The organism is Sphingomonas crusticola, from assembly GCF_003391115.1.
GTDB classification, from domain to species: Bacteria; Pseudomonadota; Alphaproteobacteria; order Sphingomonadales; family Sphingomonadaceae; genus Sphingomonas_I; species Sphingomonas_I crusticola.
Window position 1 is genome coordinate 1,061,232 of sequence record NZ_QTJP01000001.1, and the last position, 25,290, is coordinate 1,086,521.

The following is a 25,290-nucleotide window of genomic DNA, read 5'->3' on the forward strand; positions in this document are numbered from 1 at the left end:
GAGCACGCCCGCAACGAAGACTGAACTTGCTTCGGCCCCTAGTTCCCCGGCCGGACCGGCGGTCGCCGCAGTGGACCCCGGCGCCTATCGCCTGGGATCGGGCGATAAGGTGCGGATTACGGTGTTCAATGAAGAAACCCTATCCGGCGAATATGAGGTCGACGGCTCCGGGACGCTCAATCTGCAACTGATCGGCGCGATCAATGTGCAGGGGCGGTCGATCCCTGAGGTGACCGCGATCATCGTCGGCAAGCTCAAAGAAGGTTATCTACAGAATCCTTCCGTCGCGATCGAAGTGCTCAACTACCGGCCCTTCTACGTTCTCGGCGAGGTTAAGGAGCCCGGCAAATATCCCTACGTCAGCGGTATGACGGTGCTCAATGCGATTGCGCTTGCCGGTGGCTATACGTACCGCGGCAAAAAGGATCGTGCGATGGTAATCCGCGCGTCCGATCCTGAGAAGAAGGAGCAGCGGGTCGCGCCCAACGACGTGATCATGCCTGGTGACATCATTCGCGTACCTGAACGCATCTTCTGAGCGCTGGACATCCGCCGGGCGATGATTGGGCTCGGCTGCCCCAACGCTGAGACCGTCCTCCCCCTACCTGAGGATAGAAGCTGGACTGCTGCTCATCGATCTAATTGGTGCCGTTGCCAGCGGTCGGCGTAGGACGCTCGCTAAAACGCGTTGGGGTGGAGGATGACCCTTACCGTCGCCAGCAAGATGCGCAGGTCCCGCGTCAGCGTCCATCCCGACAGATATTCGAGGTCCGCCTGAATGCGATTGGTAAGGTCCGCCGCTGTCGAGGTTGCACCCCGGAAGCCGCGTACCTGGGCAAGCCCGGTCAACCCAGGCTTGGCGGCGTGGCGCAACCAATAACGTTCATCGACTTCCCAAAACAGGGCGTCGCCGGCAGTCGAGCCAACCGCGTGCGGACGCGGGCCAACGATGCTCATATCCCCTTTCAACACGTTGAAGAGCTGGGGTAATTCATCGATGCTAGTTTTGCGAAGCAGGCGCCCCACCCGCGTAACCCGATCGTCGTCGCGCCTCGTAGACTGATGTCCCTGGGCGTCATGTTCGGCGACGCGCATGCTGCGAAACTTATACATCCGGAACTGGCGGTTGCCCCGACCGATCCGGCTTTGGACGAAGAATATCGGACCGCCGTCTTCAAGTTTGATCGCCAGTGCGGCGGCTGCTGTCACCAAGAGAAAGATCGGGGAGACGAGAAATAACGCTGCCAGATCGAAGCAGCGCTTGACGATTTCGTCCCCCGCGCCGAGCGGTCCCTGCGCGACTACCGCCGTCAGTTGATCGCCATAATAAGAGGTAGACAATAGACCCAGCTGTTCGACCTCGGGGATCAGCACTTCGATATTCGTTCCCAAGCCCTTCAGCGCGAGCGTCCACGCCCGGCGGCGGCCAGGCTCACAGACGACAACCACGCGATCCGCGGACCGCAGCGCCTTGCCAATCCGATCGAGCATTTGCGGGGAGGTCAGAATAGGCTTTAGCCCCAGCGCATCGGCATGAAGGATCTTCGTGCCCGGCCGCGCGATTGCGGCGACATTGTCGCATAGGACAACCTCTTCATAGAGGCCATCGGCGGTAAGCCAGGTTACGGCGTGCTTTACCAGATATCGAAACAGAACGAGCAGGGCTGCCGAAATCCCGAAGCCGACGCCGATCGCCAGGCGGGAATATTCCGAGCTCACTTTAAGGGCGAAGCCGATACCGACGACGATAAATCCTGTCATGACGAGCGATGACAGAGAACGCCGGACTCCAAGGCGCCAATTTTCGAGAACGGCGATGCCATATGCCCGGTTGTTCAGCGAAAGCCCTACAAAAACGGGGATGAGCACGAGCAATATCTTGACCGTCTGTTCCGACCAGACATCGTGCAATCGAAAGGCGGATGCGACCGCCATCCCGCCGAACACCGCGATCACATCCCCGGCCGCGAGCATTTCGAACAAGCGCCAGCGCAACACGGACTTACGCGAGGTACGAGCACGGTCCCGTATGCCGCTCAGCCTTGCGATAAGATTGTCGGCCACGGTAGCCATGCTTCCCCAATGCCACCATTTTGGACTGTTCGACGCCATAAGCTAGGCGCTGAGCAAATCCAAATCGGCAGATATTCGGCACCCTAACACGTTCTTCGCTGCGGTTGCGGAACAAGTTGCAAGCTTTCGCCGGCGCCTCAGTGAAGCACCCCAGCCCATATTACGCTTATCCCCGGCCCACACTTGTATACGCCAGCCCTGCCCGCTCCACGTGCTCCGGCGGGTAGATGTTGCGCAGATCGACCAGAATGGGCGTATTCAAGATCGAGGCTATCCGCTTCAGGTCCAGCGCGCGGAACTCGTCCCATTCGGTGACGATGACGAGCGCGTCGGCGCCTTCGGCAACCGAATAGGGATCCCCATGAAACTCGACGTCCTTAAGAAGCGGCCGGGCCTGCTCGAGGCCTTCCGGATCATAGGCCCGCACAACCGCGCCCGCATCCTGCAGCGCCTGGATCAGCGCAAGCGAGGGCGCGTCGCGCATATCGTCCGTATTCGGCTTGAAGGTGAGGCCTAGCACGCCGATTATCTTGCCGCGTGCATCGCCACCGACGGCCTTGATGACCTTGCGCCCCATGGCGCGTTTGCGGGTTTCGTTTACCTGCACGACGGACTCCACGACGCGCAGCGCGACGTCATTGTCCTGCGCCGTCTTCAGCAAAGCCAGTGTGTCTTTCGGAAAGCATGATCCGCCATAGCCGGGGCCGGCGTGGAGGAATTTGGGACCGATGCGATTGTCGAGCCCGATCCCGCGCGACACGTCCTTGACGTCGCCCCCGACCGCTTCACACAGATCGGAGATCTCGTTGATGAAGGTGATCTTGGTCGCGAGAAACGCATTGGCGGCATATTTGATGATCTCGGCGGTACGACGGCCGGTAAACATCAGCGGGGCCTGGTTCAGCGACAGCGGGCGATAAACCTCGCGCATCACGGCAATAGCGTCCGCATCTTCGGTGCCGATGACGATACGATCCGGCCGTTTGAAATCCTCGATGGCTGCCCCCTCGCGGAGAAATTCCGGGTTGGAAACCACCCAGGCCTCTGCGCCGACCTCGCGCACGATCCGTTCGACTTCGTCCCCAGTACCGACCGGAACCGTAGACTTGGTTACGATCACGCATGGCTTGCTAATATGCTCGGCAATCTCGCGCGCGGCTGCGAACACATAGCTCAGATCGGCATGGCCATCACCGCGGCGCGATGGTGTTCCCACGGCGATGAACACCGCATCCGCATCGTCAACTCCGGCCGCCAAATCGGTCGTGAAGGTCAGTCGGCCGGCCCGGACATTGCTGTCCACCAAGTCCGCGAGGCCGGGCTCGAAGATCGGCATTTCTCCGCGCTTCAGTGCGGCGATTTTCTCCTCCGCCTTGTCGACGCAGACGACATTATGACCGAAATCGGATAGGCATGCGCCGGACACGAGGCCGACATAACCGGTGCCGATCATTGCAATGCGCATGAAAAGATATGCCTTTTTGTTAGTCTGAAGGGGATGGCGCGCGCCTTTGACCACAAACGGGGGGGAAAGTTAACCGCCGATTCTGCAGTGCAGCAGCCGCTTTATCTCAGGACAACGGATCCGCTTGGGGCGGGTCTCCGGCGGATCAAACCCGGTGATATGTCCGGAACCACTCGACCCAGCGGGGGATCCCCATGGAAATAGGCGTGGTCGGCCGATATCCCAAATCGTCTTGGATTGCCGAGATGTCTGCATAGGTGGCGGTGACGTCGCCGGGCTGCATCGGCTGATAATCACGGACCGCCTTGCGGCCGCAGGCGGTTTCGATCGTCGTGACCAGCGTTTCCAGTTGTTCGGAACGGTTATTGCCGATGTTGTAGATGCGGTGCGGTGAATGGCTTCCGCCCGGCTTCTGTTTGCCATCGTCCGGCGGCGGCGCATCCAACGCCGCGATCACGCCGGAGATGATATCGTCGATATAGGTGAAATCGCGCTGCATCTTGCCCTGGTTGAAGAGGGTGATCGCCTCTCCCTTGAGGATATTGTCGGTAAACATCCACACCGCCATGTCGGGGCGGCCCCATGGCCCATAAACGGTGAAAAAGCGTAGCCCGGTTTGGGGCAGCCGGAAGAGATGCGCGTAACTTTCGCTGATTAACTCGTCGGCACGCTTGGTCGCGGCATATAAGGAGATCGGCCAATCCGTGCGGTTCTCGACCCGGAACGGCAGCTCGCCGGTCTGTCCGTAAACCGACGACGATGACGCATAGACGAAATGCGCAACGCGGCGCTCGCGCGCGATTTCCAGCATGTTTACATGCCCTGAAAGGTTCGACTGCACATAAGCCGCAGGATTTGACAGCGAGTAGCGTACGCCTGCCTGCGCGCCGAGATGGACGATCTTCTCTATGTCGAAGCCCGCCAGCCTATCTTTCAGCGCGCGAGCCTCGGAAAAATCGATCTCCAGGAATTTGAAGCGATCGGCGTGGCGCACATCCGAGCTCAAATCAGCAAGGCGGTCCTGCTTCAGCTTGACGGGATAATAATCGTTGAGGTTGTCGATCCCGATGACATGCTCGCCGCGGCCCAGCAACTGGCGGCAGGTGTGATAGCCGATAAATCCGGCCGCCCCGGTAACCAAGATCGCCATAAAACCTCGTGGTTGGAAGCACTGGCGCCCGCTGCCGTTCGCTATGGCATATCGCCTTTGCGAACAACAACGGCTTGGCCTCAGAAGACCCTCCGACCCTTATCTTGCAGGACCCGTCGGAGCCAGCACCGGTTGTTTGTATGAGAGCCATTGTCAGGCCACGGCTCGGCGGCCGATACGGATTTCAGCTCGATCGGACGGATGAATGGGCTGCACGGCGATGGGATGAAGGAAATGATGGAGCGCCTTTGCACGATCTTGGCAGCCGCTTGGCTTCATGCGGGCGGCGCCTCCGCCGAGCCGCCGCGCCTGATCCGCCAGGGATCGGCCGTGCAGCTTGCCGTTCAAGGTAAACCGATGCTGCTGATCGCAGGCGAGCTCGGCAATTCCAGTGCGTCAAGCGCCGCCTACATGGCACCCCACTGGGCCAAGCTGCGGGCAATGCACCTTAACACCGTCCTGGCGCCGGTTTCATGGGAGTTGATCGAGCCACGCGAAGGTGTGTTCGACTGGTCGTCGGTCGATTCTCTCCTGGCAAATGCGCGGGCCAATGATCTGAAACTCGTACTGTTGTGGTTCGGCGCCTGGAAGAACAGCATGTCGACTTACCCGCCGGCATGGGTGAAGCGCGACATTAAGCGCTTTCCGCGTGCGCGCCTACCTAACGGCCAGAGTGTCGACATCCTGTCCGCCTTCGCGCCCGCAACGCTGGAGGCCGACCGGCGCGCCTTCGCGGCCATGCTTGGCCATATCCGGCAGGTCGACGACCGCCACAATACGGTGCTCATGGTGCAGGTGGAGAATGAGATTGGCATGCTGCCGGCCGCCCGTGACTATGGACCATCGGCTGAGAAAGCGTTCGGTGCTCCGGTGCCGGCTGAACTGACCGCCTACCTCACCGGCCATCGCGCGACACTCGTGCCCGAGATGAAGCAGCTTTGGGAGGCGCATGGCGCAAAAACGCAAGGCAGCTGGAGCGACCTGTTCGGAGCCGGGGACGCCGCAGCCGAGATTTTCACGGGCTGGCATTATGCGCGCTTCGCGGAGGCCCTCACCGCGTCAGGCAAGGCCGCTTATCCCTTGCCAATCTATGCCAATGTCGCGCTCAACCGGCCGGGCCGGGCGCCCGGGGAATATCCGAGCGGCGGGCCCCTGCCCCATCTGCTCGATATCTGGAAAGCCGGTGCGCCAAGCCTCGACCTGCTCGCGCCCGATATCTATTTTCCGAACTTTGTGGATCTCGCGAGCCGCTATAAGCGGACGGACAATCCGCTGTTCGTGCCGGAAGCGAACAATTTCGATCGGCCCGACGTTCCCGCCAACGCCCTCTATGCCTTCGGCAAGCTCGACGCGATCGGCTTCGGGCCGTTCTCGATCGAATCCGGCGATGACAATCCCGGCGCGCTTGGCGAGGCTTACGGGATGCTACAACAGCTTTCCCCCTATATCCTGCGCGCCCAGGGCCTGAACCGTATGGCGGCGTTCAAGCCGCGGCTACTCTACGATGAAACGATCATCAGCGATCCCGTCACCGAGATTATCGGCGATTATCGCTTTACCGCGACGTTCGCAGACCCGGCGAAGCCGGGCGGGATCCCCACTGCGGCCGGCATGATCATCCAGATTGGCTCGGAGGAATTCCTCATCGCCGGGCAGGGTATCACGGTAACATTCGATCCAGCCGGGGACAGTGCGGCGCGCGCGGGGATCGAGAGCGCGTGGGAAGGCAGATTCGACGCCGCTGGGGCATGGCTTCCCGGCCGCCTGCTCAACGGCGACCAGACACATCAGGGGCGGCATATCCGCCTTCCGGCGGGCAGCTTCACCATCCAGCGCGTCAAGCTATACCGCTACCATTAAGCCGACGTCCCCGCGGACACCGAACGGCGTAAACAGGGCGAGGGGCACATGAACCGACGATCATTTCTAGCCGGCAGCAGCGCCGCTGTCACGTTGGTAGGCGCAAGCCGAATTGCGGTTGCTCAACCCGCAGGGGACGCACCGACCTTTTCGACGGGAAACTCGCGTTGGCAGTCGACCTATGACGCAGCGCTCAACGTCCTCGCCGCCAATGTCCGTACCCTTCCTTATGTCAGCAAGCCGGTTCTGATCGAGGGCTCCGTCTATCAAGGCATCTGGCAGGAATGCGGCCCCCACGAAGCTTTGGTCTACCGCAAGTTCCGGCCCGACGTGGCGCGCAACAGCCATCTGACCTTCTTCGAACTGCAGCGGGCGGACGGCCAGCTGCCCGCGAATAACAAGATAGCCGAGACCAGTTTCGGCCAGATCCAGATGGTCGTGCCGATTGCCGCGACGGCGTGGGAGCTGGCGCACGCCACCGGCGACAGCGAATTGCTGGAAGCCGCCTATCGCGGCTGCTCCGCCTGGGACGCCTGGCTGATGCGCTATCGCAACACCCGCGGTAGCGGCCTGATCGAAGGTTTCTGCACCTACGATACCGGTCATGACAACAGTCCGCGTTGGAAGGGCATGCCCAATCAATGCCCCAACAAGGATGCGCGAACCCATCATCCGGTCGCCTCGCTGCCGCGCCTGTGCCCGGATCTTTCGGCGACCGTCTACGGCGGCCGCCGCGCGCTGGCGCATATGGCGCGCGCGCTGGGCAGGCGTGGCGACGCCGATCGTTGGGACACGCGCGCCAACGATCTGCGCGACGCGATCCTGAAGCAGCTTTATGTGGCCGAGGATGCGGCTTTCTATGACCTGGATGCGCAGAACCAGTTCGTCCGCGTTCGCAGCGACATCCTCACGCGCGTCTGCGGCGAGCATGTCGTCGACCAGCGCCTGTTCGACCAGTTGTGGGCACGCCAGCTTCACAATCCCCAGGCATTCTGGACGCCCTACCCGCTACCCTCGATCGCATTGGACGACCCGCAGTTCGTGCGGCCGATCCCCGCCAATTCGTGGGGCGGGGCTGCACAGGCGCTGACCGCGCTGCGCGCGGGACGCTGGTTCGATCATTATCGCCGCTCGGCCGAATTCTCGATCATGATGGATCGCTGGTGCGAGGCGCTGCAGCGCGACCCGACCTTCCACCAGCAAATGGACCCGGTCAGCGGAGTCTTCACCCATGGCGCGGACCAGCCCGGCTACTCCCCGGCGGCGCTGGTGATGGTCGACTATAGCTGGCGACTTGTCGGGGTTACCGAAGAGCCAGACAGCCTTCATTGGAATGTCCGACCGAGACATCCGGCCGCGCGCGATGCGCGCATGGCGATGCGGACCGATACGGGCGCGCACGTGACGATGCGCTATGCGTCCGGCGGCGCCGACCTTCAGCTTTCGGGCAAGGCAATCGCGCGCCTGGAGGGCGGGGCGGCGCGGCTCATCACCGACAAGCAGGGCGCCGCGCGCGCCTTGGTCGGCATCGAGCCTGAGGCGCAGCCGCTCCTTTTGCGGCTACCCGGTCGATCGCCGCGGAATGTCACGATCACAGCCAATCAGGTGATCGCCCTCTGACGAGCTAGCGCCGCACGCGTCCGACGGTGGGCTTCGCGCATAATAGAGTTGACGCAATCCTCTCATCTTGTAAAATGCTGTCCCATAATATGGGAGCGGTCAAACCGGTCCCGCCAGAGAGGGGAAGCTCAATGCAAAACGCTGTTCATACTTGCACCCGTGCGCGCCTGTGGGGCGGCGCCGCCGCGCTGGCATTCATGGCTTATTGGGGCAGCGGCCCGGCATTCGCGCAGACCGCGAGCACGTCCACACCTGCCGCTGCCGCGCAGGGCCCGAGCGACGAAGCGGAGGTCGTCGTCACCGGTTCGCGCCTCGCCGCAGAAGGCTTTAGCGCGCCGACGCCCGTCAGTGTCGTCAGCGCACAAGACATTCAGCTTTCAGGTACCGTCAACGTTGAGCGCCTGCTCGCGCAATCGCCGCAGTTCGTGGCCTCGCCCACCGGCGGTTCGACCGTATCGGGCCAGGGCGCCGGCCAGTCCGACCTCAACCTCCGCGGCTTCGGGGCGACCCGCAATCTGGTGCTGGTCAATGGCCGCCGCTATGCCATTTCCGGGCCCGACCAGACGGTCGACATCAACACCATTCCGAGCGCGCTCATCAAGCGGACCGAGGTCGTGACCGGCGGTTCCTCGGCCGTCTACGGCTCGGACGCGATCACTGGCGTCGTGAACTTCATCCTGCGCGACGATTTCCAGGGCGTCGAGGCGCGCGCGCAGATCAACGGCAATTCGCCGACCAATGCGCGGACCTATGATGCCACGCTGACCTTCGGCGGCAATTTCGCTGACGGTCGCGGCAATGCGGTGATTTCCGCCAATTATCTGAAGCGCGATCCGATCACCCGGCGCGATCGTGGCGGCTTCACTTCGGTCGCGCTGGCCGATGGCTGCACGGTGCCCGGTTCGGAAGATCCAACCACGCACGTTGGCACGCCATTCGTCGTGCCGGGCGGACAGACCTGCCGCACCGCCGGCGGCCAGCCAGGCTACATTTTCGGGGGCTCGGGCGATATTCCCAACAGCCGCATTTCGGGCATTCCGACGTTCGGCGCGGCCAGCCCGGCGCTGCAGGCGGCTTACACCGCGGCCGGCCTGACCGGCATCGGCGGCTTCGGCCTGACCTTCAACGACACGGGCACGACGCCGCGCGTCGCGCTGGATCCGGCCGATCGCTACAATCTGGCGCCCGATAATTATCTGATCATCCCGCAGAAGCGGTACATGATCAACGCGCTCAGCCATTATGATTTCACGCCCGGCATCACCGGCTATATGGAACTGCATTATTCGCAGAATGAGGTCGTGGCGCAGCTGGCGCCGTCGAATGTCGGCGTGTCGACTTTGCTCAACACCAACAATCCCTATCTGACGGCGGGCCTGCAGAACGTGCTGCGGACGCTCGATGCGGCTGAGACGGGGACGATCAGCGTCTCCTCCGGCCCCGTCACACGCACCACCACCGCCAATGACGGACTCGCGGTGGTCACGCTCGGCCGCCGCTATCAGGAGGTAGGCCCTCGTACCGCAGTTCAGCGGCGCAACGTCTTCCGCGGGGCGTTCGGTGTCAGGGGAGATTTCGGCGACCTGATCGAAGGCGGCATCCGCGATCTGTCGTACGACGTCTATTACAGCTACGCGCGCACCAACTTCACTGAAGAACTGAACAACGCTTTGTCGCGCAGCGCGCTGCAGACCGCGCTGCTGCGTCCCAACGCCACCAGCAACCCGCTCTGCAACGTGTTCGGGCAGAATATCTCGGCCGCCTGCATCAAGGCGATCTCGGTCACCGCGACCAATACCACCCAGGCGACCCAGCAGGTCGCCGCAGCGACGGTTACCGGCAAGTTGTTCAAGCTGCCGGCCGGCGACATCGCCTTCGACCTCGGCGCCGAGTGGCGCAAGAACGGCGCATTGTTCCGGCCCGACCAGTACCTCTCGTCTGGCGACGTGGTCGGCTTCAATGCCGGCTTGCCGACGGGAGGCAGCATCAGCGCCAAGGAGGTGTTCGGCGAACTGCGTGTTCCGATCCTCGCCGACATTCCCTTCTTCCGGTCGCTGACCGTCAACGGCGCCTTCCGCTATTCGAAATATGACCTGAAGGGCGTAGGCGGCGTCTGGACCTACCTCGCCGGTGGCGAATGGCAGCCGATCAGCGACATCACCTTCCGCGGCCAATATCAGCGCGCGATCCGCGCACCGAACGTCAACGAGCTGTACGGCGGCCTCAACCGCACCAATCCGCTCGCGACCGATCCCTGCTCAGCCCGGCAGCCGACTGCGCAACAGACGGCGGCAGTCCGTGCGACCTGCGTCGCGACGGGCGTGCCGGCGGCAGCGGTCTTCACCGCAGCGGTGCAGCCCAACACCTTCTTCCCGGTCGACCAGGGCGGCAATCCCAACGTCGGCGAGGAAAAGTCGGACACGATCACCTTCGGGGCGGTGTTCACGCCGACCTTCATCCCCCGCCTGCGCGTCAGCGTCGATTATTTCCAGATCAAGCTGGACGGCGCGATCTCGCTGCTCGGGGGCGGCCTGAACAATACGCTGAATCTTTGCTATAACGTGCTGCACGACGCCAACAGCGAGTTCTGCCGGGCGATCAAGCGCGATCCGAACAGCGGCTCGATCACCGATCAATATCCAGCGCAGGTTCTGGCCGCCAATACCGGCCAGCTGAAGACGTCGGGTATCGATTTCGTGGTTCGCTACACGCAGCCGCTCGGCTTCGGTGTGTTCGGCAAGAGCACAAGCTCGCTGTCCTTCGGGTCGGACTGGACGTATCTCAAGGAGTTCACCTCGACCCCGGTTGCGGCCTTCCCCAGCATCAAGAACAAGTGCGCGGGTGCCTTCGGCCAGACCTGCGGCGAGCCGCTTCCCCGTTGGAAGGGCACGACCCGCGTCACATGGGATCTGGGCGACGTGAGCTTCAGCGTGCGCCATCGCTATGTCGGCAAGGTAACGGACGATCGCTATATCGTGCCGCACCGCCAGGGCAGCGCCACAGCGCCGAACCTCGCCGATCTGTCGCATCCGGTGGAGAGCGACCGCAATTATATCGATCTCTCGTTCAACGCGGACGTGTTCAAGAACATTCAGATCTTCGGCGGCGCCAACAACGTCTTCGCCAACAAACCGCCGGTGATCGGAAGCGCCCAGGTCCGCGCCAATACCTATCCGGCAACCTACGATTCGATCGGTACCGAATTCTTCCTCGGCGCGGTCGTGAAGTTCTGACGCGAACTACATCCATCCTCCCTGGGGGAGACGCTACCAAGCGTCTCCCTTTTTTTTGGACGATGAGACAGGCGCCATACGCCGCCTGCGGCACTACAGCGTTACGCCGCGCTTCCAGATCGCGATTTCGCGCTCGCCATTGCGCTCGGCGGCCGTTTCGTCTCCCGAGGCGACCGCGATGATCTTGTCGAGCAAGGCCGCAGCAGCCTCGTCCATCCCTTCATCCAGTACCTGGCCGGCATTGAAGTCGATCCAGCCCGGCTTGCGCGCGGCAAGGTCACTATTCGACGCAATCTTTATCGTCGGTACCGGGAAGCCGAGCGGCGTGCCCCGTCCCGTGGTAAAAAGGATCGCCGTCGCGCCGGCGGCGGCAAGCGCGGTCGAGGAGACGGCGTCATTGCCGGGCGCCTCCAGCAGGGTGAGGCCGGCCGTGCCGACGCGCTCGCCATAACGACGCACGTCGGTGACGATCGCCCTCCCCGCTTTCTGCACCGCACCGAGCGACTTCTCCTCAAGGGTGGTGATGCCCCCGGCAATATTGCCGGGCGACGGATTCTCGGAAACCGGCTCGCCGTGATCGGTGAAATAGGTTTTGAAGCCGTTCACGAGATCGACGATCCCTGCGAACACGCCTTCGTCGACAGCTCGCGCCATCAGCATCTGCTCGGCGCCGAAGATTTCCGGTATCTCGGTCAGGATCGCGGTGCCGCCCGCGCTGGTGACGGCGTCGCTCATCCGGCCGACGAGCGGATTGGCGGTGAGACCGGAGAAACCGTCCGATCCGCCGCATTTCACCCCCAGCACCAATTCCGACAGCGGGACCGTGGTGCGCTCCGCCAGCGCGACCTCGGCGATCATCGCCTCGACCAGCGCCAGCCCTTCCTCGACCTCGTCACCGGCCAGCTGCGCGGTGAGCGTCCGGATCTTGCTGCGCACCGCCGGATCGATCTCGGCCAGCAGCCGGTCGAGCTGATTGGATTCGCAACCCAGCCCGACGATCAGCACCCCGCCCGCATTGGGATGGGCCGCGAGCGAAGCAAGGATCGATCGCGTGCCGTTGAGATCGTCGCCGAGTTGCGAGCAGCCGAACGGGTGGGCGAAGGCATGGACGCCATCAATCCGGCCTTCGATTTGCGCATTCGCCAGGGCTGCAATGCGCGTGGCGGTGCGCCCGACGCAGCCTACCGTCGGTAAAATCCAGATCTCGTTGCGCGTGCCGACCCGTCCATCCGCGCGGCGATACCCTTGAAATGTCACCGGCGCTCTCGGCGCCGCCGGATCGAATAGGGGCCGATAGGTATAGACGCCGCTTCCCTCGAGCGAGGTGGCGACATTGTGCGTGTGGACATGCTCACCGGCCAGGATCCCGCGCGTGGCATGACCGATCGGAAAGCCGAACTTGAGCACCGGCTGGCCCGCCTCGATCCCCTTGAGCGCCACCTTGTGCCCGCGTGGGATCGCCTCGAGGGCTTGCACGCCGAACAGGGTCTCGCCCGGCGCGATATCGCGCAAGGCGGCGGCGACGTCGTCGCGCGGATCGACCTGGAATACGGCCTGCATCATTTCACCAGCATGTCAGGGTTGATGTCGCCAACTGAGGTGCAGCCGGTGAGCGCCATCGCAATGCGCATCTCTGCTTCGAACAGACGCAATATATGCGCGACGCCGGCTTCGCCACCACCCGCAAGCGCATAAATCCAGGCGCGGCCCAGCATTACGCCTTGCGCGCCCAGCGCCATCAGCCGCACCACATCGAGACCGGATCGCACGCCGCCGTCGGCCAGCACCGTCAGCCTGCCGCCGACGGCATCGGCAATCGCGGGCAAGGCGCTGGCGGTCGACGGCACGCCGTCCAGCTGACGCCCGCCATGATTGGACACGACGATACCGTCCGCGCCGACACTGACCGCGGCGCGGGCATCCTCGCTGTCCAATATGCCCTTGATGATGAGCGGCCCGTCCCACAACGAACGGATGAAATCCAGGTCCGCCCAGGTGCAGCGCGGATCGAAATTGTTCCGCATCCAACCCAGAAAGTCCTCAAGCCCCGAATTCTTGCCGAGCACCGGCGCGACGTTGCCAAGCTGGTGCGGACGTCCGCGCAATCCGACATCATAGGCCCAGCCCGGCCGAGCCAGCGCCTGGAGCGTCCGTCGCAAATTGCCGCGGAAGCCGGGAGCACCGGCGAGCCCGGAGCGCAGATCGCGATAGCGTGAGCCCGGCAACGGCATGTCCACCGTGAAGAACAAGGCGGTACAGCCCGCGGCTTTGGCCTGCGCGATGAGGTCGGCCATGAATCGGCGGTCGCGGATCATGTAGAGCTGAAACCAGAAGGGCTTGTCGGTCGCCTTGGCGACTTCGTCGATCGAGCAGGCGGAGACAGTCGACAGGCAGAAGGGAATGCCTGCAGCCCCCGCGGCACGCGCCGCCTGGATCTCGCCCCGACGTGCCATCATCCCCCCCAATCCGATCGGCCCGAGCGCGATCGGCAGCGGAATTTCCTGCCCGAACAGGCTGGTTGAGAGTTCGATGGTGGATACGTCACACAGTACGCGCTGGCGCAAGGCGATCGCTTCCAGGTCCGTCACGTTGCGGCGCAGCGTCACTTCACCGTACGAACCGCCGTCGATATATTCGAACAGGAAACGCGGCAGGCGTCGCCGCGCCAGCTCGCGATAATCGAGCGCGGATGCGGCCTTTCTCATTGCAGGTTCACGAATGCGCCGCCGTCGACGAGCAAGGCCGCGCCGGTGACGTAGCGCGCCATGTCGGACGCGAGGAAGATGATGGGTCCGGCAAGATCCTCGGGCTGGCCGAGCCGTCCGAGCGGCACGCGCTGTTCCATGTGCATGCGCTTGGCCGGATCGGCGAGGTCGTCCTTGTTGATGTCGGTCAGGATCGTGCCCGGCAGCACCGAATTACAGCGTATGCTGTGGCGCCCGAGGGCAATCGCCGCCGACTGCATCAGGGAATGCACGCCCGCCTTGGTCGGTGTGTAATGCGTCTGATATTCGCCCCCGACGAGCGCCGAAATGGACGACACCGCCACAATGGCGCCGCCATGGCCCTGCTCCACCATGCGGTTCGCGGCGGCCTGGACCATATAATAAGCCCCGTGAAGATTGACGCGCATCGTCCGCTCGAACGTATCGATCGGCATGTCGAGGAAGGCGTGGAACGGACAGATGCCGGCATTATTGACCAGAACGTCCACCTTGCCGAGGGCGGCGGCGGCGGCGGCGACGAAGTGGGTCGCAGTCTCCGGCTCGGCAACGTCGCCCCTTATAGCGATGCCACGTCGGCCTTCCGCCTCGATCGCCGCGATGCAGCTTTCGGCGGCATCGTCGTCGTCGAGATAATTGATGGCGACGTCGGCGCCCGCCCTCGCGGCGCCGATCGCCGCCGCGCGCCCGATCCCGGCGGACGCGCCCGTCACCAGCACCGTCTTTCCTGCAAGCAAACCCATTCCCCTAACGTCGCCCTCGCCCACGGCGCGACTTCTGCGCGGTCTCGGCCGACCAGCCGAGGTCGGCGCCGATCGCGCCCGCCGTCTGCCGTACCTCCGCGGAAAGCGCCTGCATCCGATCGTCCGCCATATATTGGGCGGCGCTCGAAACGCTGATCGCTGCCACGATATTGCCGGCGGCATCGCGCACTGGCGCCGCGACGCAACGGATCAGATCCTCATTCTCCTCGAGATCGAACGCGCGGCCAACGTCGACATAGCCATGCATGCGCTTGAGCCAGAGATCGTAATCGGCCTTGGGTGATCCTGCCGCCTGATCCTGTTCGAACAATTTGCGCCAATGATCGACCGTATCGTCGAGCAGCAACGCCTTGCCGAGGCCGGTGGAGGTGAGCGGCTGCCGATCGCCGACGCGGCTGCTAATCTCGACGCGGCGCCGCCCAGGCACCTTGTCGAGATAAAGCGCGCGCTCGGCGTCAAGTACGCCCAGGTGAACCGTATCCTCGGTCGACGTCGCCAGCGCCTCCAGATGCGGTCGCGCGACCTGGACCACATCGGTCTGCTGTTGGGCCAGGAACCCCAGTTCGAGCAATTTCGGACCGAGCTGATAGCCCATGCGCGGCAGGAAGCTGACATAGCGGCGCTCGATCAGCGCGGTCGCCAGCCTGTGCGTCGTCGATCGCGTCAGCCCGAGCCTGGCGGCCAGTTCGGCCAGCGGGACGGGACCGTCGGCGACGGCCTCGACGACATCCAGCCCACGCAGCAGCGTCTGGCTCCCGCCCTGCGCCTTCGCTGCCGGAAGGGGGGAGTCGATCTGCGCGAAATCTTGGTTTGACGAGCCGTTTCTCATTTCGTAATACTCAATCCCATAATATGGAACTTGACGGCCGGCAAGGCCGCTAGAGGGGAAAATGATTGTGACGAAGCCCTGTCCGTGCGGCTCTGTACCAAATAGTGGTACGAACTTGCTAGCGCCTCGCTAAGCTTCTTTCACGGACGTCGCATGCCTTTTCCCCGCATCAAGCAGGTTCGAGCCAGTGTCGTACGCGGCGGCGGCGCCGACTATCACGATCAGGCTGACGGCCATTGGATCGACGATCACATCGCGACGCCGATGGCGAAATATCCGGAATATCGTCAGTCGCGCCGCAGCTTCGGCATCAACGTGCTCGGTACATTGGTGGTCGAGATCGAGGCCGAGGATGGCACGATCGGCTTCGCGGTAACCACCGGCGGCGAGCCGGCCTGCTACCTGGTCGAGAAGCATTTCGCCCGTTTCCTCGAGGGGCGCGACCCGTCGGAGGTGGAGCGGATCTGGGACCAGATGTACTTCGCCTCGCAATATTATGGTCGCAAGGGCCTGGTCGTGAACGCCCTGTCCGGCGTCGACCTCGCGCTTTGGGATCTGCTCGGGCGGCTGCGGCAGGAGCCGGTCTATCACATGCTCGGCGGTGCCGTGCGCGACGAGCTGCAATTCTACGCGACCGGCGCTCGGCCCGACCTCGCCAAGGAGATGGGCTTCATCGGCGGCAAGCTGCCGCTTCATCATGGTCCAGCCGAGGGCGAGGAGGGCCTGGCCAAGAATATTGCCGCCCTCGCCGAAATGCGCGCGCGTGTCGGCGACGATTTCTGGCTGATGCTGGATTGTTGGATGGCGCTCGACGTCAATTATGCGACCCGGCTCGCCATCCTCGCCCACGAACACGGCCTCAAGTGGATCGAGGAGGCGATCAGCCCCGATGATTATTGGGGCTATGCCGAGCTCAAGCGCAACGTCCCCAAGGGCATGCTCGTCACGACCGGCGAGCATGAGGCGACGCGCTGGGGCTTCCGCATGCTGCTGGAGATGGATTGCTGCGATATCATCCAGCCCGACGTCGGCTGGTGCGGCGGGGTGACCGAACTGATCAAGATTTCGGCGCTGGCGGACGCGCACGGCAAGCTGGTCGTGCCGCACGGATCGTCCGTTTATTCCTACCATTTCGTGATCACGCGCCACAACAGCCCGTTCGCCGAATTCCTGATGATGCACCCGCAAGCATCGGAGGTAGTGCCGATGTTCGCGCCGCAATTGCTTGGCGAGCCGGTTCCGATCAATGGCCGCATGCGCGCCTCGGCGCTCGATAAACCCGGTTTCGGGGTGGAGCTGAACCGCGATATCGCGCTGCACCGCCCGTATACCCACTAAGGATTTGCGATGAAGCTGCTGCGTTACGGGCCACAAGGCCAGGAAAAGCCGGGATTGCTGGATGCGGAGGGACGCATTCGCGACCTGTCGGGCTACGTTCCCGATATCACGGCGGCGACGCTTGCTCCCGACCGTCTCACCGCATTGGGCGCGATAGACCCGGCATCGCTTCCATTGGTGGCGGAAAGCCCGCGCTACGGCGTGCCAGTAAACGGCGTCGGCAAGTTCGTCGCGATCGGCCTCAACTATGCCGACCACGCGGCAGAATCGAATCTGCCGATCCCGAGCGAGCCGATCGTCTTCAATAAGTGGATCAATTGCCTGCAAGGTGCGAACGACCCTGTGACGATCCCGCGCGACTCCGAGAAGACGGACTGGGAAGTCGAGTTGGGCGTCGTGATCGGCACCCGCGCAAGCTATGTCGAGGAGGCCGACGCGCTTGCGCATGTCGCGGGCTATTGCGTCGTCAACGACGTTTCCGAGCGCCATTGGCAGCTGGAGCGCGGTCCCACCTGGGACAAGGGCAAGGGCTTTCCCACCTTCGGCCCGGTCGGCCCCTGGCTGGTGACGGCCGATGAGGTCGGCGATCCGCAAAATCTGGCGATGTGGCTCTCGGTCAACGGCAAGCGCGTGCAGGATGGCAGCACGCGCACGATGATCTTCTCGGTCGCCCAGATCGTCGCTTATTGCTCGCAGATCATGACGCTGGAGCCGGGTGATATAATCACCACCGGCACGCCGCCCGGCGTCGGCATGGGCCATAAGCCCGAGCCATGGTTCCTCAAGACGGGTGACGTGGTGGAGCTCGGCATCGACCGGCTCGGCCAGCAGCGGCAGGAATTCGTCGCGTGGGCGCCGGCCGCATGAGCTGGAGCGATCGCTTCGCAGGGCGCTCCGCGATCGTCACCGGCGGCGCGTCGGGGCTTGGCAAGGCGGTGGCGTCGCGCCTGGTGGCCGAGGGTGGCAAGGTCGTGTTGTGGGACGTCGACGCGCCGGCGCTGGATGCTGCGAGCGATGAGGTCGGCACGGCACATGTTCGGGTGGTGGACGTATCCGATCAGGCGGCGGTGGCCAGCGCCACTGCGGATGCGGTGCAGGTGCTTGGCGGACGTGTCGACATTCTCGTCAATTCTGCCGGCATTACCGGCGCCACCGCATCGGTCGATCAATATCCGATCGATAGCTGGCTGCGCGTGATGGACATCAATCTCAACGGCCTGTTTTATTGTTGCCGCGCAATCGTGCCGCACATGCTGGAACAGGGCTACGGCCGCATCGTCAACGTCTCCTCGGTGGCGGGCAAAGAGGGCAATCCCAATGCGTCCGCTTATTCCGCGTCGAAAGCGGGCGTGATCGGCTTCACCAAATCGCTCGGCAAGGAATTGGCAACCAGGGGCATCATCGCCAACGCGATCACGCCGGCCACGTTCGAAAGCCCGATCCTCGAGCAGCTCCCGCAAAGCCAGGTCGATTACATGCTGTCGAAGATCCCGATGGGACGGTTGGGCGAGATACCGGAAACCGCGGCGATGGTGTGCTTCATGGCATCGGAGGAGTGCAGCTTCACCACGGCTGCGACCTTCGACACATCGGGGGGGCGGACCACTTTCTAAGGACGAACCAAATACCCAACCCGCTCATCCTGAGTAGCGATCGAGTAGCTGCCGCAGGCGGCGTATCGAGAGCGCCTATCGAAGGAGATGGCAGTAACGTGCTTCGATACGAGCCCTCGATACGGCCTTCCGGCCTACTCGGTCTCTACGCAGCATGAGCGGTAGTGATTGAGTGGAGCACCGCCGCCACCGGCAATAGCCGGGGAGCGACCGAGAGGAGGATGATGCACGATCTGCCGTTCGTCGATGCGCACGTCCACCTGTGGGATCTCGCGCACCTGCATTATGCGTGGCTGACGCCGCCATTCAGCGACGACGGGCCGAACGGGTCGGTCGAGCCGATCGCGGCAACCTACCTGCTCGACGATTATCGCGCCGAAAGCGCGAATTGGAACGTCGCCGGCATGGTCCATGTCGAAGCCGGCGCGGATCCGGCGCAATCGCTCGACGAAACCGACTGGGTAGAGCAAGCCCGCACCGGGCGGGGCATGCCGAACGGCCTGGTTGCCTTTGCTGCGCTGGACGATCGCGACGTCGAACGGCAGCTCGCAGCCCAGGCGCAGCGCTCCGGCGTCTGCGGCATTCGCCATATCGTCAACTGGCACCCCGAGAAGCGACGTAGCTACACGCCGCGCGATGTGACGGGAGATGAGGCCTGGCAATGCGGCTTCGCACTGCTCGGCAAATATGGCTTGTCGTTCGACCTACAGGCCTATCCCGCGCAATTCGCTGCCTTGGCACGGCTGATCGCCCGCCATCCCGAGATCCCGGTGATCGTGAACCACGCGGGCATGGGCGTCGACGATCCGGCCGAGTGGCGCGCGGGCATGACCCTGCTCGCGGCGCTGCCGCACGTCTCGGTCAAAGTCTCCGGGCTCGGCTTCGCCTTCAAGCCGTGGGAGGATGCCAAGGTGCGGGCGCGCGTCCTCGAGACGATCGATATCTTTGGAACCGAGCGCGCCATGTTTGCGAGCGACTTTCCGACCGACCGCCTGTTCGCCAGCTTCGACCGCACGCTTGGTGCGCTTGCGGAGGCGATCGCCGATTTCACCGACGCCGAGCGACGCGCTTTGTGGGGCCGCAACGCCAACCGCATCTACCGGCTTGGCCTGGACGTCTGAGGAGAAAGATATGAACCCGTTGCTCGGCGTCTTCTTCCACTGGCTTGGTGGTCTCTCCTCCGCCAGCTTCTACGTGCCCTACCGGGGCGTGAAGCGCTGGTCGTGGGAGATTTACTGGCTGACCGGCGGCATCTTTTCCTGGCTGCTGGCGCCGTGGTTCTTCGCCAGCATCCAGACGCAGGATCTGACCGGCGTGCTGGCGCAGACGCCGCGCGCGACCCTATTGTGGCCAATCTTCTTCGGAATGCTGTGGGGGTTTGGCGGGCTCACCTACGGCCTCACGATGCGCTATCTCGGCCTCTCGCTCGGCATGGCGGTGGTACTCGGCCTGTGCACCGTGTTCGGGACGCTCATCCCGCCGCTATTCCAGGGCGATTTCGCCGCCAAACTGCTCGATACGGCGAGCGGCAATATCGTTCTCCTCGGCCTTGCCGTAACGATGGCCGGCATCATCGTCGTGGCGCTGGCCGGCGCGCGTAAGGACGCAGCGCTCTCGCCCGAACAGAAAGCGGCAGCGGTCGCCGAGTTCGATTTCCGCAAGGGCATCGCGGTCGCGATCTTCTCCGGGATCATGTCCTCCTGCTTCGCCTTCGGGCTGGCGGCGGGCGAGCCGATCAAGGCCTTGTCGGCAGCGGCGGGCACCGGGCCTTTATGGACGGGCCTCCCAATCCTGTGCCTGGTCATGCTCGGCGGCCTGATCACCAACGCGATCTGGTGCATCTACCTGATCACCAAGAATCGCAGCGGCGGCCAATGGGCGGGCGGCGGCGATGCCGCGGGCGCGCCCTTGCTGGCCAATTTCCTGCTGTGCGCGCTGGGCGGCACGCTGTGGTATTTCCAATTCTTCTTCTACACGATGGGCGAGAGCCAGATGGGACGCTTCGGCTTCTCGTCGTGGACGCTGCACATGGCCTCGATCATCATCTTCGGCACGATCTGGGGCTTCGCCTTTCGTGAATGGAAGGATGCCGCGCCCCGGCTGAAGGCGATGGTGTGGAGCGGCGTAGGCCTGCTCGTGCTCGCCACCATCATCATCGGCTACGGTAATAGCCTCGCCATATGAGTATCAAACAAATCCAGTTCGCGCTGAGCTTGTCGAAGCGCCGTCCTGTTCTTGCCGGCGCAAGAAAGAAGAGCAGGGCTTCGACAGGCTCAGCCCGAACGGGATTTGCTGTCGCCATAGCTCTGGTCGCCCCATTCGCCCCACCGGCGATGGCCGCTGGCACCTATACCAACCCGATCCTGTACGCCGATTATTCCGACCCCGACGTGATCCGCGTCGGGCGCGATTATTATCTGGTCGCGTCCAGCTTCCATTTCTCACCCGGTCTGCCGGTGCTGCATTCGCGCGATCTGGTCCATTGGTCGATCATCGGCCATGTCCTGCCGCGCCTGCCGTTCGCGCCGCAATATGACATGCCGGGCCCGCACACGCTCACCGACAGGATTTCCAAGCCGATCGGCGGCACGCGCTATGCGGGCGGCGTGTGGGCGCCATCGCTGCGTTTCCACAAAGGCCTGTTCTACGCTTACTGGCCGACGCCCGACGAAGGCATCTTCATGGCGACCGCGCGCAATCCGGCCGGGCCGTGGAGCAATCCGGTCACGGTGATTGCCGGTGCCGGTTACGAGGACCCCTGCCCCTTCTGGGACGATGATGGCAGGGCCTGGCTGATCCACGGCAAGGTCGGTGCCGGTCCGCTGATCCTCCATCGCATGACCGATGACGGCACGCGCGTGCTCGACGACGGGGTCGTGGTCGCCAAGGACCCTGAGCGGCTGCCGGTGCTGGAGGGGCCCAAGCTCTATAAGCGCAACGGCTATTATTACATTTTCGCGCCGATCGGGGGGGTCGGCACCGGCCCGCAGGCGGTGGGCCGCGCCCGCATCATCACCGGCCCCTATGAATGGCGCGACGTACTCAAGCCGGGATCGACCGCCGTCCAGGGCCCGCACCAGGGCGGCTACGTCGAGACCCCCGACGGCAAAGGCTGGTTCATCCACTTCAACTCGACCGGCGCGTTCGGCCGGATCGATTATCTGGAGCCCGTGCGCTGGGTCGCCGATTGGCCGGCGATGGGCGACGCGGAGCCTGGCGCCACCTGGGGCCAGCCGGTCGCGACGCACGCCATGCCCGCCCCCGCCGTAGCCGCCCGGCTGCAGGATTCGGACGAATTCTCCGGCCCTAAGCTCGGCCTGCAATGGTCGTTCAACCACAATCCCGACGACAAGGGCTGGAGCCTGAGCGAGCGGCCCGGCTTCCTGCGCCTGCGTGCGGGCCGGTCCGAGCATCTCGTCACCGCGCGCAACACGCTGACGCAAGTCCTGCAAGGCCCGCGCAGCACGATCGTCGCCCGCTTCGACGTCAGCCGCATGGCCGACGGTCAGCGCGCCGGCCTCGCCATGTTCGGTGTCGGTCCGAGCTGGATCGGCGTCGTGCGCGAGGCGGGCAAGACCCGCGTGACGCTTGCCTCCAAGGGCGAGGAGACCGCGGCGGTCGAACTGAGCCGGCCGACGATCGACCTGCGAGCCTCGGTCGGTCCCGATCAGAAAGCCCGCTACGCCTATAGCCTCGATGGCGGCCGTACCTTCGCACCATTCGGTGGCGCCATCCCGCTCGCCCCTTTCTCCTGGTGGAAAGGGGCACGTCCCGCATTGTTCACCTTCAACAAGCAAGCCGCACAGGGCCACGTCGATATCGATTGGGTCCATGTCGCGGCCGAGAGGATCAATTGATGATCGACCGCCGCTCACTGCTCGCCGGGTCCGCCGCGCTGATCGCCGCCGCCGCGCACCTCCCAGCCTTCGCTGCCGACATGCCCGACGAAAGTTGGGTCAACGTCCGCCATTTTGGCGCCAAGGGAGACGGCACCACCATCGATACGCCCGCGATCAACAAGGCAATCGACTATGCCGCGGCGCGCGGCGGCGGCACGGTTTATTTCCCGCCCGGCACCTACGCCTGCTACACCATCCGCCTGAAGAGCAAGATCGCGCTCTACCTCGATCATGGCGCGGTCATCCTTGCCGCCCCTGCGCCCGACAACGGTATCGGCGGCTATGATCTCGCCGAGCGGCAGGATGCCGCGATCGAGCCGTTCCAGGATTATGGCCACAACCATTGGCGCAACAGCCTGATCTGGGGTGAGAGCCTGTCGGACATCGCCGTGCTCGGGTCCGGCCTGATCTGGGGCAAGGGCCTGGGGCGCGGCGACGGCAAGGACAATTACCTCAAGGATCCCAACGGACCGGGCACGGCCAACAAGGCGATCGCGCTCAAGAATTGCCACAACGTGCTGCTGCGGGATTTCAAGATATTGGAAGGCGGCTGGTTCGGCCTGTTGCTGACCGGCGTCGACAATCTCACGATCGACAATCTGCTGATCGATACCAACCGCGACGGCATGGACATCGATTGCTGCCGCAACGTCCGCGTCTCCAACTGCACGGTCAATTCGCCTTGGGACGACGGCATCTGCCCCAAGTCGAGCTATGCGCTCGGCTATCCCCGCTCGACCGAGAATCTCACGATCACCAACTGCATGGTCACCGGCAATTATGTGATCGGATCGGTGCTCGACGGCACCTGGAAGAAGATGGGCCCGGAATTTGCCGGCCACGTCCATGGCCGCATCAAGTTCGGCACCGAAAGCAATGGCGGCTTCAAGAACATCACCATCGCCAATTGCACCTTCGACGACAGCCAGGGGCTCGCGCTGGAGACGGTCGACGGCGCCAATATGGAGGATGTGACCGTCAGCAACATCACCATGCGCGGCAGCTTCTCCTCGCCCTTCTTCTTGCGGTTGGGCCGACGCATGCGTGGCCCCGCCGGGCGGCCGATCGGAACCCTCAAGCGCGTGATGATCACCAACGTCACCTCGTCCGGTGCCGGCTTCCTGCCCTCGATCATCGCCGGTCTGCCGGATCATCCGGTCGAGGACGTCAAGATCAGCGACGTCTATCTCCATCAGGTCGGCGGCGCGCCGGAAGCGATGGCGCACCTCGTCCCGCCCGCCAATGAGGACATGTATCCCGAACCCAAGATGTTCGGCGACTTGCCCGCCACCGGCTTCTTCGTCCGCCACGCCCGCAACGTCGAGATGAGCAATGTCGAGGTGGCCGTGGCGAGACCCGATCCGCGCCCGACCTTCCGGCTGGAAAATGTCGACGGGGCGCGCTTTGCAAATGTTCGCGGTGCGGGCGCCTTATTCTCGTTCAAGGACGTTCGCGGCTTCCGCTCGGTCCTGCCCGATCTGCGGGCCGCTTCGATCGCGAACGGCATCGCGACCGTGCGGGACGAGAAACTGCTGCTGCGCTGAATTCAGCGATCCACCATCATCTTCGCGAGAATGACGGCGGCGAAGGCTCAGCTACCTCGCCTCGCCGCTTCTAGTGCGATGCCCGCAAGATTATGCCCCCGCCTGACATGGCGCAGGCGCACGCGCTCGAAACCCTCTGCCTTCGCAACGAACGCCGTCAAATGCGGCCGAAGATTCGCCGACCGGCACGGCGACTTACCCGAGGCCTGGTTTACGATCAGCCGCGAGTCGCCGACGAGGAGCACGTCGGTCGCGCCCAGGGCTCGAGCGACATCCAGTCCATGGAGAACCGCCAGCCACTCGGCATCATCATTGGTCCCGACGCCGATATCGGCCGCACGGAAAGTTTGCCCGCGCACGACCACCGCGACCTCGATAGGTCCAGGGTTGGGCCTGCACCCACCATCGAAGAACAGCTTCAATTGCGCCACGACTCGCCAGCTACGCCGTCACGACGCGCCGCTCAATGTCCTGCCACAGTGCCGCGATTGCCTGCGACATGGGCGCGCGGGGCGCATAGACGCCGACCGGCGCGTGACGGTCCGCCATCTGCTCCACAAGGCTCGCCATCGGCAAGGCATGCTGCGTCGGCGCGGCGTCGAGCGCGGCGCGATGGGCAAGCCTGCGGCGATCCACCATGTTGAACACTGTCACCACCGCCGGTGCGCCCTTGCGGCCGCCGAAATGGCTGATCAGCTCCTCCGCAGCACGTGCCGACAAGGTCGAAGGAATGACCGGCAGCACGATCAAGGATGCGCCGCGGATGATCTGCTCGGCGGTCACACCCAGGCCCGGCGGGCAATCGATGATGATACGGTCATAGCTCTTGTCGAGCGCTTCCGAGATGCGCAGCAGCCGCTTTTTGCGGTCGATTTCGGCAAACAGCAGGTCGAGCGTGCGCAGCGACGCGTCGGCCGGCAGCAGATCGAGATTGGGAATTGCGGTCGGAACGATCAGTTTGCGCGGCGCCAGATCGCGTTCGATCACCGCACGGGCCTCGTCGCCCGCCGCACGGTCCGGCTTGAGGATGAAGCTCGCGCCAGCCTGCGCGTCGAGATCCCACAACAAGGTGCGACGGCTGGATAGGCTTGCCGCCGCCCAGGCAAGATTGACTGCGAGCGTGGTCTTACCGACCCCGCCCTTCGAACTGTAAACCGCTATTCGCGCCATCGCGACAGC

The 25,290-nt window shown here is 63.8% G+C and carries 20 protein-coding genes; 11 read left to right on the top strand and 9 right to left on the bottom strand.

What is annotated here, in order from left to right:
• The first annotated feature begins 70 nt into the window (after positions 1 to 70).
• Positions 71 to 538, top strand: coding sequence for a polysaccharide biosynthesis/export family protein (locus DX905_RS05080; RefSeq protein ID WP_205412197.1), 468 nt, complete (start codon positions 71 to 73; stop codon positions 536 to 538).
• Positions 539 to 678: 140 nt separating this feature from the next.
• On the opposite strand, the gene DX905_RS05085 is transcribed toward DX905_RS05080, so the two are convergent.
• The 3 genes from DX905_RS05085 to DX905_RS05095 all read right to left on the bottom strand — a co-directional run bounded on the left by DX905_RS05085 (position 679) and on the right by DX905_RS05095 (position 4,688).
• Positions 679 to 2,064, bottom strand: coding sequence for an exopolysaccharide biosynthesis polyprenyl glycosylphosphotransferase (locus tag DX905_RS05085; RefSeq protein WP_162875471.1), 1,386 nt, complete (start codon positions 2,062 to 2,064; stop codon positions 679 to 681).
• Positions 2,065 to 2,239: 175 nt separating this feature from the next.
• Positions 2,240 to 3,538 (bottom strand): UDP-glucose dehydrogenase family protein, encoded by a 1,299-nt coding sequence (locus DX905_RS05090; RefSeq protein WP_116092337.1) that lies wholly within the window; start codon positions 3,536 to 3,538, stop codon positions 2,240 to 2,242.
• A gap of 145 nt (positions 3,539 to 3,683) precedes the next feature.
• Positions 3,684 to 4,688 carry a GDP-mannose 4,6-dehydratase gene (locus DX905_RS05095; RefSeq protein WP_116090391.1) on the bottom strand — a complete coding sequence of 335 codons (1,005 nt, stop codon included), beginning with the start codon at positions 4,686 to 4,688 and terminating at the stop codon, positions 3,684 to 3,686.
• Between the two features lie 234 nt (positions 4,689 to 4,922).
• Between DX905_RS05095 and DX905_RS05100 the strand changes: the two genes are divergently transcribed.
• From DX905_RS05100 to DX905_RS05110, 3 genes are all read left to right on the top strand, one after another.
• Positions 4,923 to 6,548, top strand: coding sequence for a GH35 family beta-galactosidase (locus DX905_RS05100; protein ID WP_240320725.1), 1,626 nt, complete (start codon positions 4,923 to 4,925; stop codon positions 6,546 to 6,548).
• A gap of 48 nt (positions 6,549 to 6,596) precedes the next feature.
• On the top strand, positions 6,597 to 8,168 hold the full coding sequence (locus DX905_RS05105; RefSeq protein ID WP_116090393.1) for an MGH1-like glycoside hydrolase domain-containing protein: 1,572 nt from the start codon (positions 6,597 to 6,599) through the stop codon (positions 8,166 to 8,168).
• Between the two features lie 131 nt (positions 8,169 to 8,299).
• Positions 8,300 to 11,401: a TonB-dependent receptor domain-containing protein gene (locus tag DX905_RS05110; protein WP_240320726.1), complete on the top strand. Its 3,102-nt coding sequence runs from the start codon at positions 8,300 to 8,302 to the stop codon at positions 11,399 to 11,401.
• A 93-nt stretch (positions 11,402 to 11,494) separates the two neighbouring features.
• Here DX905_RS05110 and DX905_RS05115 read toward each other — a convergent pair whose 3' ends face one another.
• The 4 genes from DX905_RS05115 to DX905_RS05130 are packed head-to-tail and all read right to left on the bottom strand — an operon-like array spanning position 11,495 to position 15,717.
• The gene (locus DX905_RS05115) at positions 11,495 to 12,964 is read right to left on the bottom strand and encodes a UxaA family hydrolase (RefSeq protein ID WP_116090394.1); all 1,470 of its coding nucleotides are present in this window, start codon (positions 12,962 to 12,964) and stop codon (positions 11,495 to 11,497) included.
• Positions 12,961 to 14,106, bottom strand: a complete 1,146-nt coding sequence (gene lldD / locus DX905_RS05120) for an FMN-dependent L-lactate dehydrogenase LldD (RefSeq protein WP_116090395.1) — start codon at positions 14,104 to 14,106, stop codon at positions 12,961 to 12,963. The genes DX905_RS05115 and lldD overlap by 4 nt, the downstream gene beginning before the upstream one ends.
• The gene (locus DX905_RS05125; RefSeq protein ID WP_116090396.1) at positions 14,103 to 14,867 is read right to left on the bottom strand and encodes an L-rhamnose 1-dehydrogenase Lra1; all 765 of its coding nucleotides are present in this window, start codon (positions 14,865 to 14,867) and stop codon (positions 14,103 to 14,105) included. The genes lldD and DX905_RS05125 overlap by 4 nt, the downstream gene beginning before the upstream one ends.
• A 4-nt stretch (positions 14,868 to 14,871) precedes the next feature.
• On the bottom strand, positions 14,872 to 15,717 hold the full coding sequence (locus DX905_RS05130) for an IclR family transcriptional regulator (protein WP_116090397.1): 846 nt from the start codon (positions 15,715 to 15,717) through the stop codon (positions 14,872 to 14,874).
• A 153-nt stretch (positions 15,718 to 15,870) separates the two neighbouring features.
• Between DX905_RS05130 and rhmD the strand changes: the two genes are divergently transcribed.
• The 7 genes from rhmD (at position 15,871) to DX905_RS05165 (ending at position 24,111) form a co-directional block, all read left to right on the top strand.
• The gene (gene rhmD / locus DX905_RS05135; RefSeq protein WP_116090398.1) at positions 15,871 to 17,055 is read left to right on the top strand and encodes an L-rhamnonate dehydratase; all 1,185 of its coding nucleotides are present in this window, start codon (positions 15,871 to 15,873) and stop codon (positions 17,053 to 17,055) included.
• Between the two features lie 9 nt (positions 17,056 to 17,064).
• Entirely contained in the window at positions 17,065 to 17,922 is an 858-nt protein-coding gene (locus tag DX905_RS05140) for a fumarylacetoacetate hydrolase family protein (protein ID WP_116090399.1), read from the top strand.
• A complete protein-coding gene (locus tag DX905_RS05145) occupies positions 17,919 to 18,668 on the top strand; it encodes an SDR family NAD(P)-dependent oxidoreductase (RefSeq protein WP_116092339.1) in 750 nt (249 codons plus the stop codon). Before DX905_RS05140 ends, DX905_RS05145 begins: the two co-directional genes overlap by 4 nt.
• A gap of 224 nt (positions 18,669 to 18,892) precedes the next feature.
• Positions 18,893 to 19,789: an amidohydrolase family protein gene (locus DX905_RS05150; RefSeq protein WP_116092340.1), complete on the top strand. Its 897-nt coding sequence runs from the start codon at positions 18,893 to 18,895 to the stop codon at positions 19,787 to 19,789.
• A 10-nt stretch (positions 19,790 to 19,799) separates the two neighbouring features.
• The gene (gene rhaT / locus DX905_RS05155; protein ID WP_116090400.1) at positions 19,800 to 20,852 is read left to right on the top strand and encodes an L-rhamnose/proton symporter RhaT; all 1,053 of its coding nucleotides are present in this window, start codon (positions 19,800 to 19,802) and stop codon (positions 20,850 to 20,852) included.
• A 149-nt stretch (positions 20,853 to 21,001) separates the two neighbouring features.
• Positions 21,002 to 22,525 (top strand): glycoside hydrolase family 43 protein, encoded by a 1,524-nt coding sequence (locus DX905_RS05160; protein WP_116090401.1) that lies wholly within the window; start codon positions 21,002 to 21,004, stop codon positions 22,523 to 22,525.
• Entirely contained in the window at positions 22,525 to 24,111 is a 1,587-nt protein-coding gene (locus DX905_RS05165; protein ID WP_116090402.1) for a rhamnogalacturonidase, read from the top strand. Before DX905_RS05160 ends, DX905_RS05165 begins: the two co-directional genes overlap by 1 nt.
• 47 nt (positions 24,112 to 24,158) lie before the next feature.
• Here the strand turns inward: DX905_RS05165 and DX905_RS05170 are convergent, their stop codons facing one another.
• Positions 24,159 to 24,542, bottom strand: a complete 384-nt coding sequence (locus DX905_RS05170) for a ribonuclease HI family protein (RefSeq protein ID WP_240320727.1) — start codon at positions 24,540 to 24,542, stop codon at positions 24,159 to 24,161.
• A 10-nt stretch (positions 24,543 to 24,552) separates the two neighbouring features.
• Positions 24,553 to 25,281 carry a ParA family protein gene (locus DX905_RS05175; protein WP_116090403.1) on the bottom strand — a complete coding sequence of 243 codons (729 nt, stop codon included), beginning with the start codon at positions 25,279 to 25,281 and terminating at the stop codon, positions 24,553 to 24,555.
• Positions 25,282 to 25,290 lie beyond the last annotated feature (9 nt).

What these genes read in the sequence shown, in the direction of transcription:
- DX905_RS05090 (WP_116092337.1), bottom strand. Translation starts at nt 3,538, where the DNA reads ATGCGCATTGCAATGATCGGCACCGGTTATGTCGGCCTCGTGTCCGGC.
- DX905_RS05095 (WP_116090391.1), bottom strand. Translation starts at nt 4,688, where the DNA reads ATGGCGATCTTGGTTACCGGGGCGGCCGGATTTATCGGCTATCACACC.
- DX905_RS05100 (WP_240320725.1), top strand. Translation starts at nt 4,923, where the DNA reads ATGATGGAGCGCCTTTGCACGATCTTGGCAGCCGCTTGGCTTCATGCG.
- DX905_RS05105 (WP_116090393.1), top strand. Translation starts at nt 6,597, where the DNA reads ATGAACCGACGATCATTTCTAGCCGGCAGCAGCGCCGCTGTCACGTTG.
- DX905_RS05110 (WP_240320726.1), top strand. Translation starts at nt 8,300, where the DNA reads ATGCAAAACGCTGTTCATACTTGCACCCGTGCGCGCCTGTGGGGCGGC.
- DX905_RS05115 (WP_116090394.1), bottom strand. Translation starts at nt 12,964, where the DNA reads ATGATGCAGGCCGTATTCCAGGTCGATCCGCGCGACGACGTCGCCGCC.
- lldD (WP_116090395.1), bottom strand. Translation starts at nt 14,106, where the DNA reads ATGAGAAAGGCCGCATCCGCGCTCGATTATCGCGAGCTGGCGCGGCGA.
- DX905_RS05125 (WP_116090396.1), bottom strand. Translation starts at nt 14,867, where the DNA reads ATGGGTTTGCTTGCAGGAAAGACGGTGCTGGTGACGGGCGCGTCCGCC.
- DX905_RS05130 (WP_116090397.1), bottom strand. Translation starts at nt 15,717, where the DNA reads ATGAGAAACGGCTCGTCAAACCAAGATTTCGCGCAGATCGACTCCCCC.
- rhmD (WP_116090398.1), top strand. Translation starts at nt 15,871, where the DNA reads ATGCCTTTTCCCCGCATCAAGCAGGTTCGAGCCAGTGTCGTACGCGGC.
- DX905_RS05140 (WP_116090399.1), top strand. Translation starts at nt 17,065, where the DNA reads ATGAAGCTGCTGCGTTACGGGCCACAAGGCCAGGAAAAGCCGGGATTG.
- DX905_RS05145 (WP_116092339.1), top strand. Translation starts at nt 17,919, where the DNA reads ATGAGCTGGAGCGATCGCTTCGCAGGGCGCTCCGCGATCGTCACCGGC.
- DX905_RS05150 (WP_116092340.1), top strand. Translation starts at nt 18,893, where the DNA reads ATGCACGATCTGCCGTTCGTCGATGCGCACGTCCACCTGTGGGATCTC.
- rhaT (WP_116090400.1), top strand. Translation starts at nt 19,800, where the DNA reads ATGAACCCGTTGCTCGGCGTCTTCTTCCACTGGCTTGGTGGTCTCTCC.
- DX905_RS05160 (WP_116090401.1), top strand. Translation starts at nt 21,002, where the DNA reads ATGGCCGCTGGCACCTATACCAACCCGATCCTGTACGCCGATTATTCC.
- DX905_RS05165 (WP_116090402.1), top strand. Translation starts at nt 22,525, where the DNA reads ATGATCGACCGCCGCTCACTGCTCGCCGGGTCCGCCGCGCTGATCGCC.
- DX905_RS05175 (WP_116090403.1), bottom strand. Translation starts at nt 25,281, where the DNA reads ATGGCGCGAATAGCGGTTTACAGTTCGAAGGGCGGGGTCGGTAAGACC.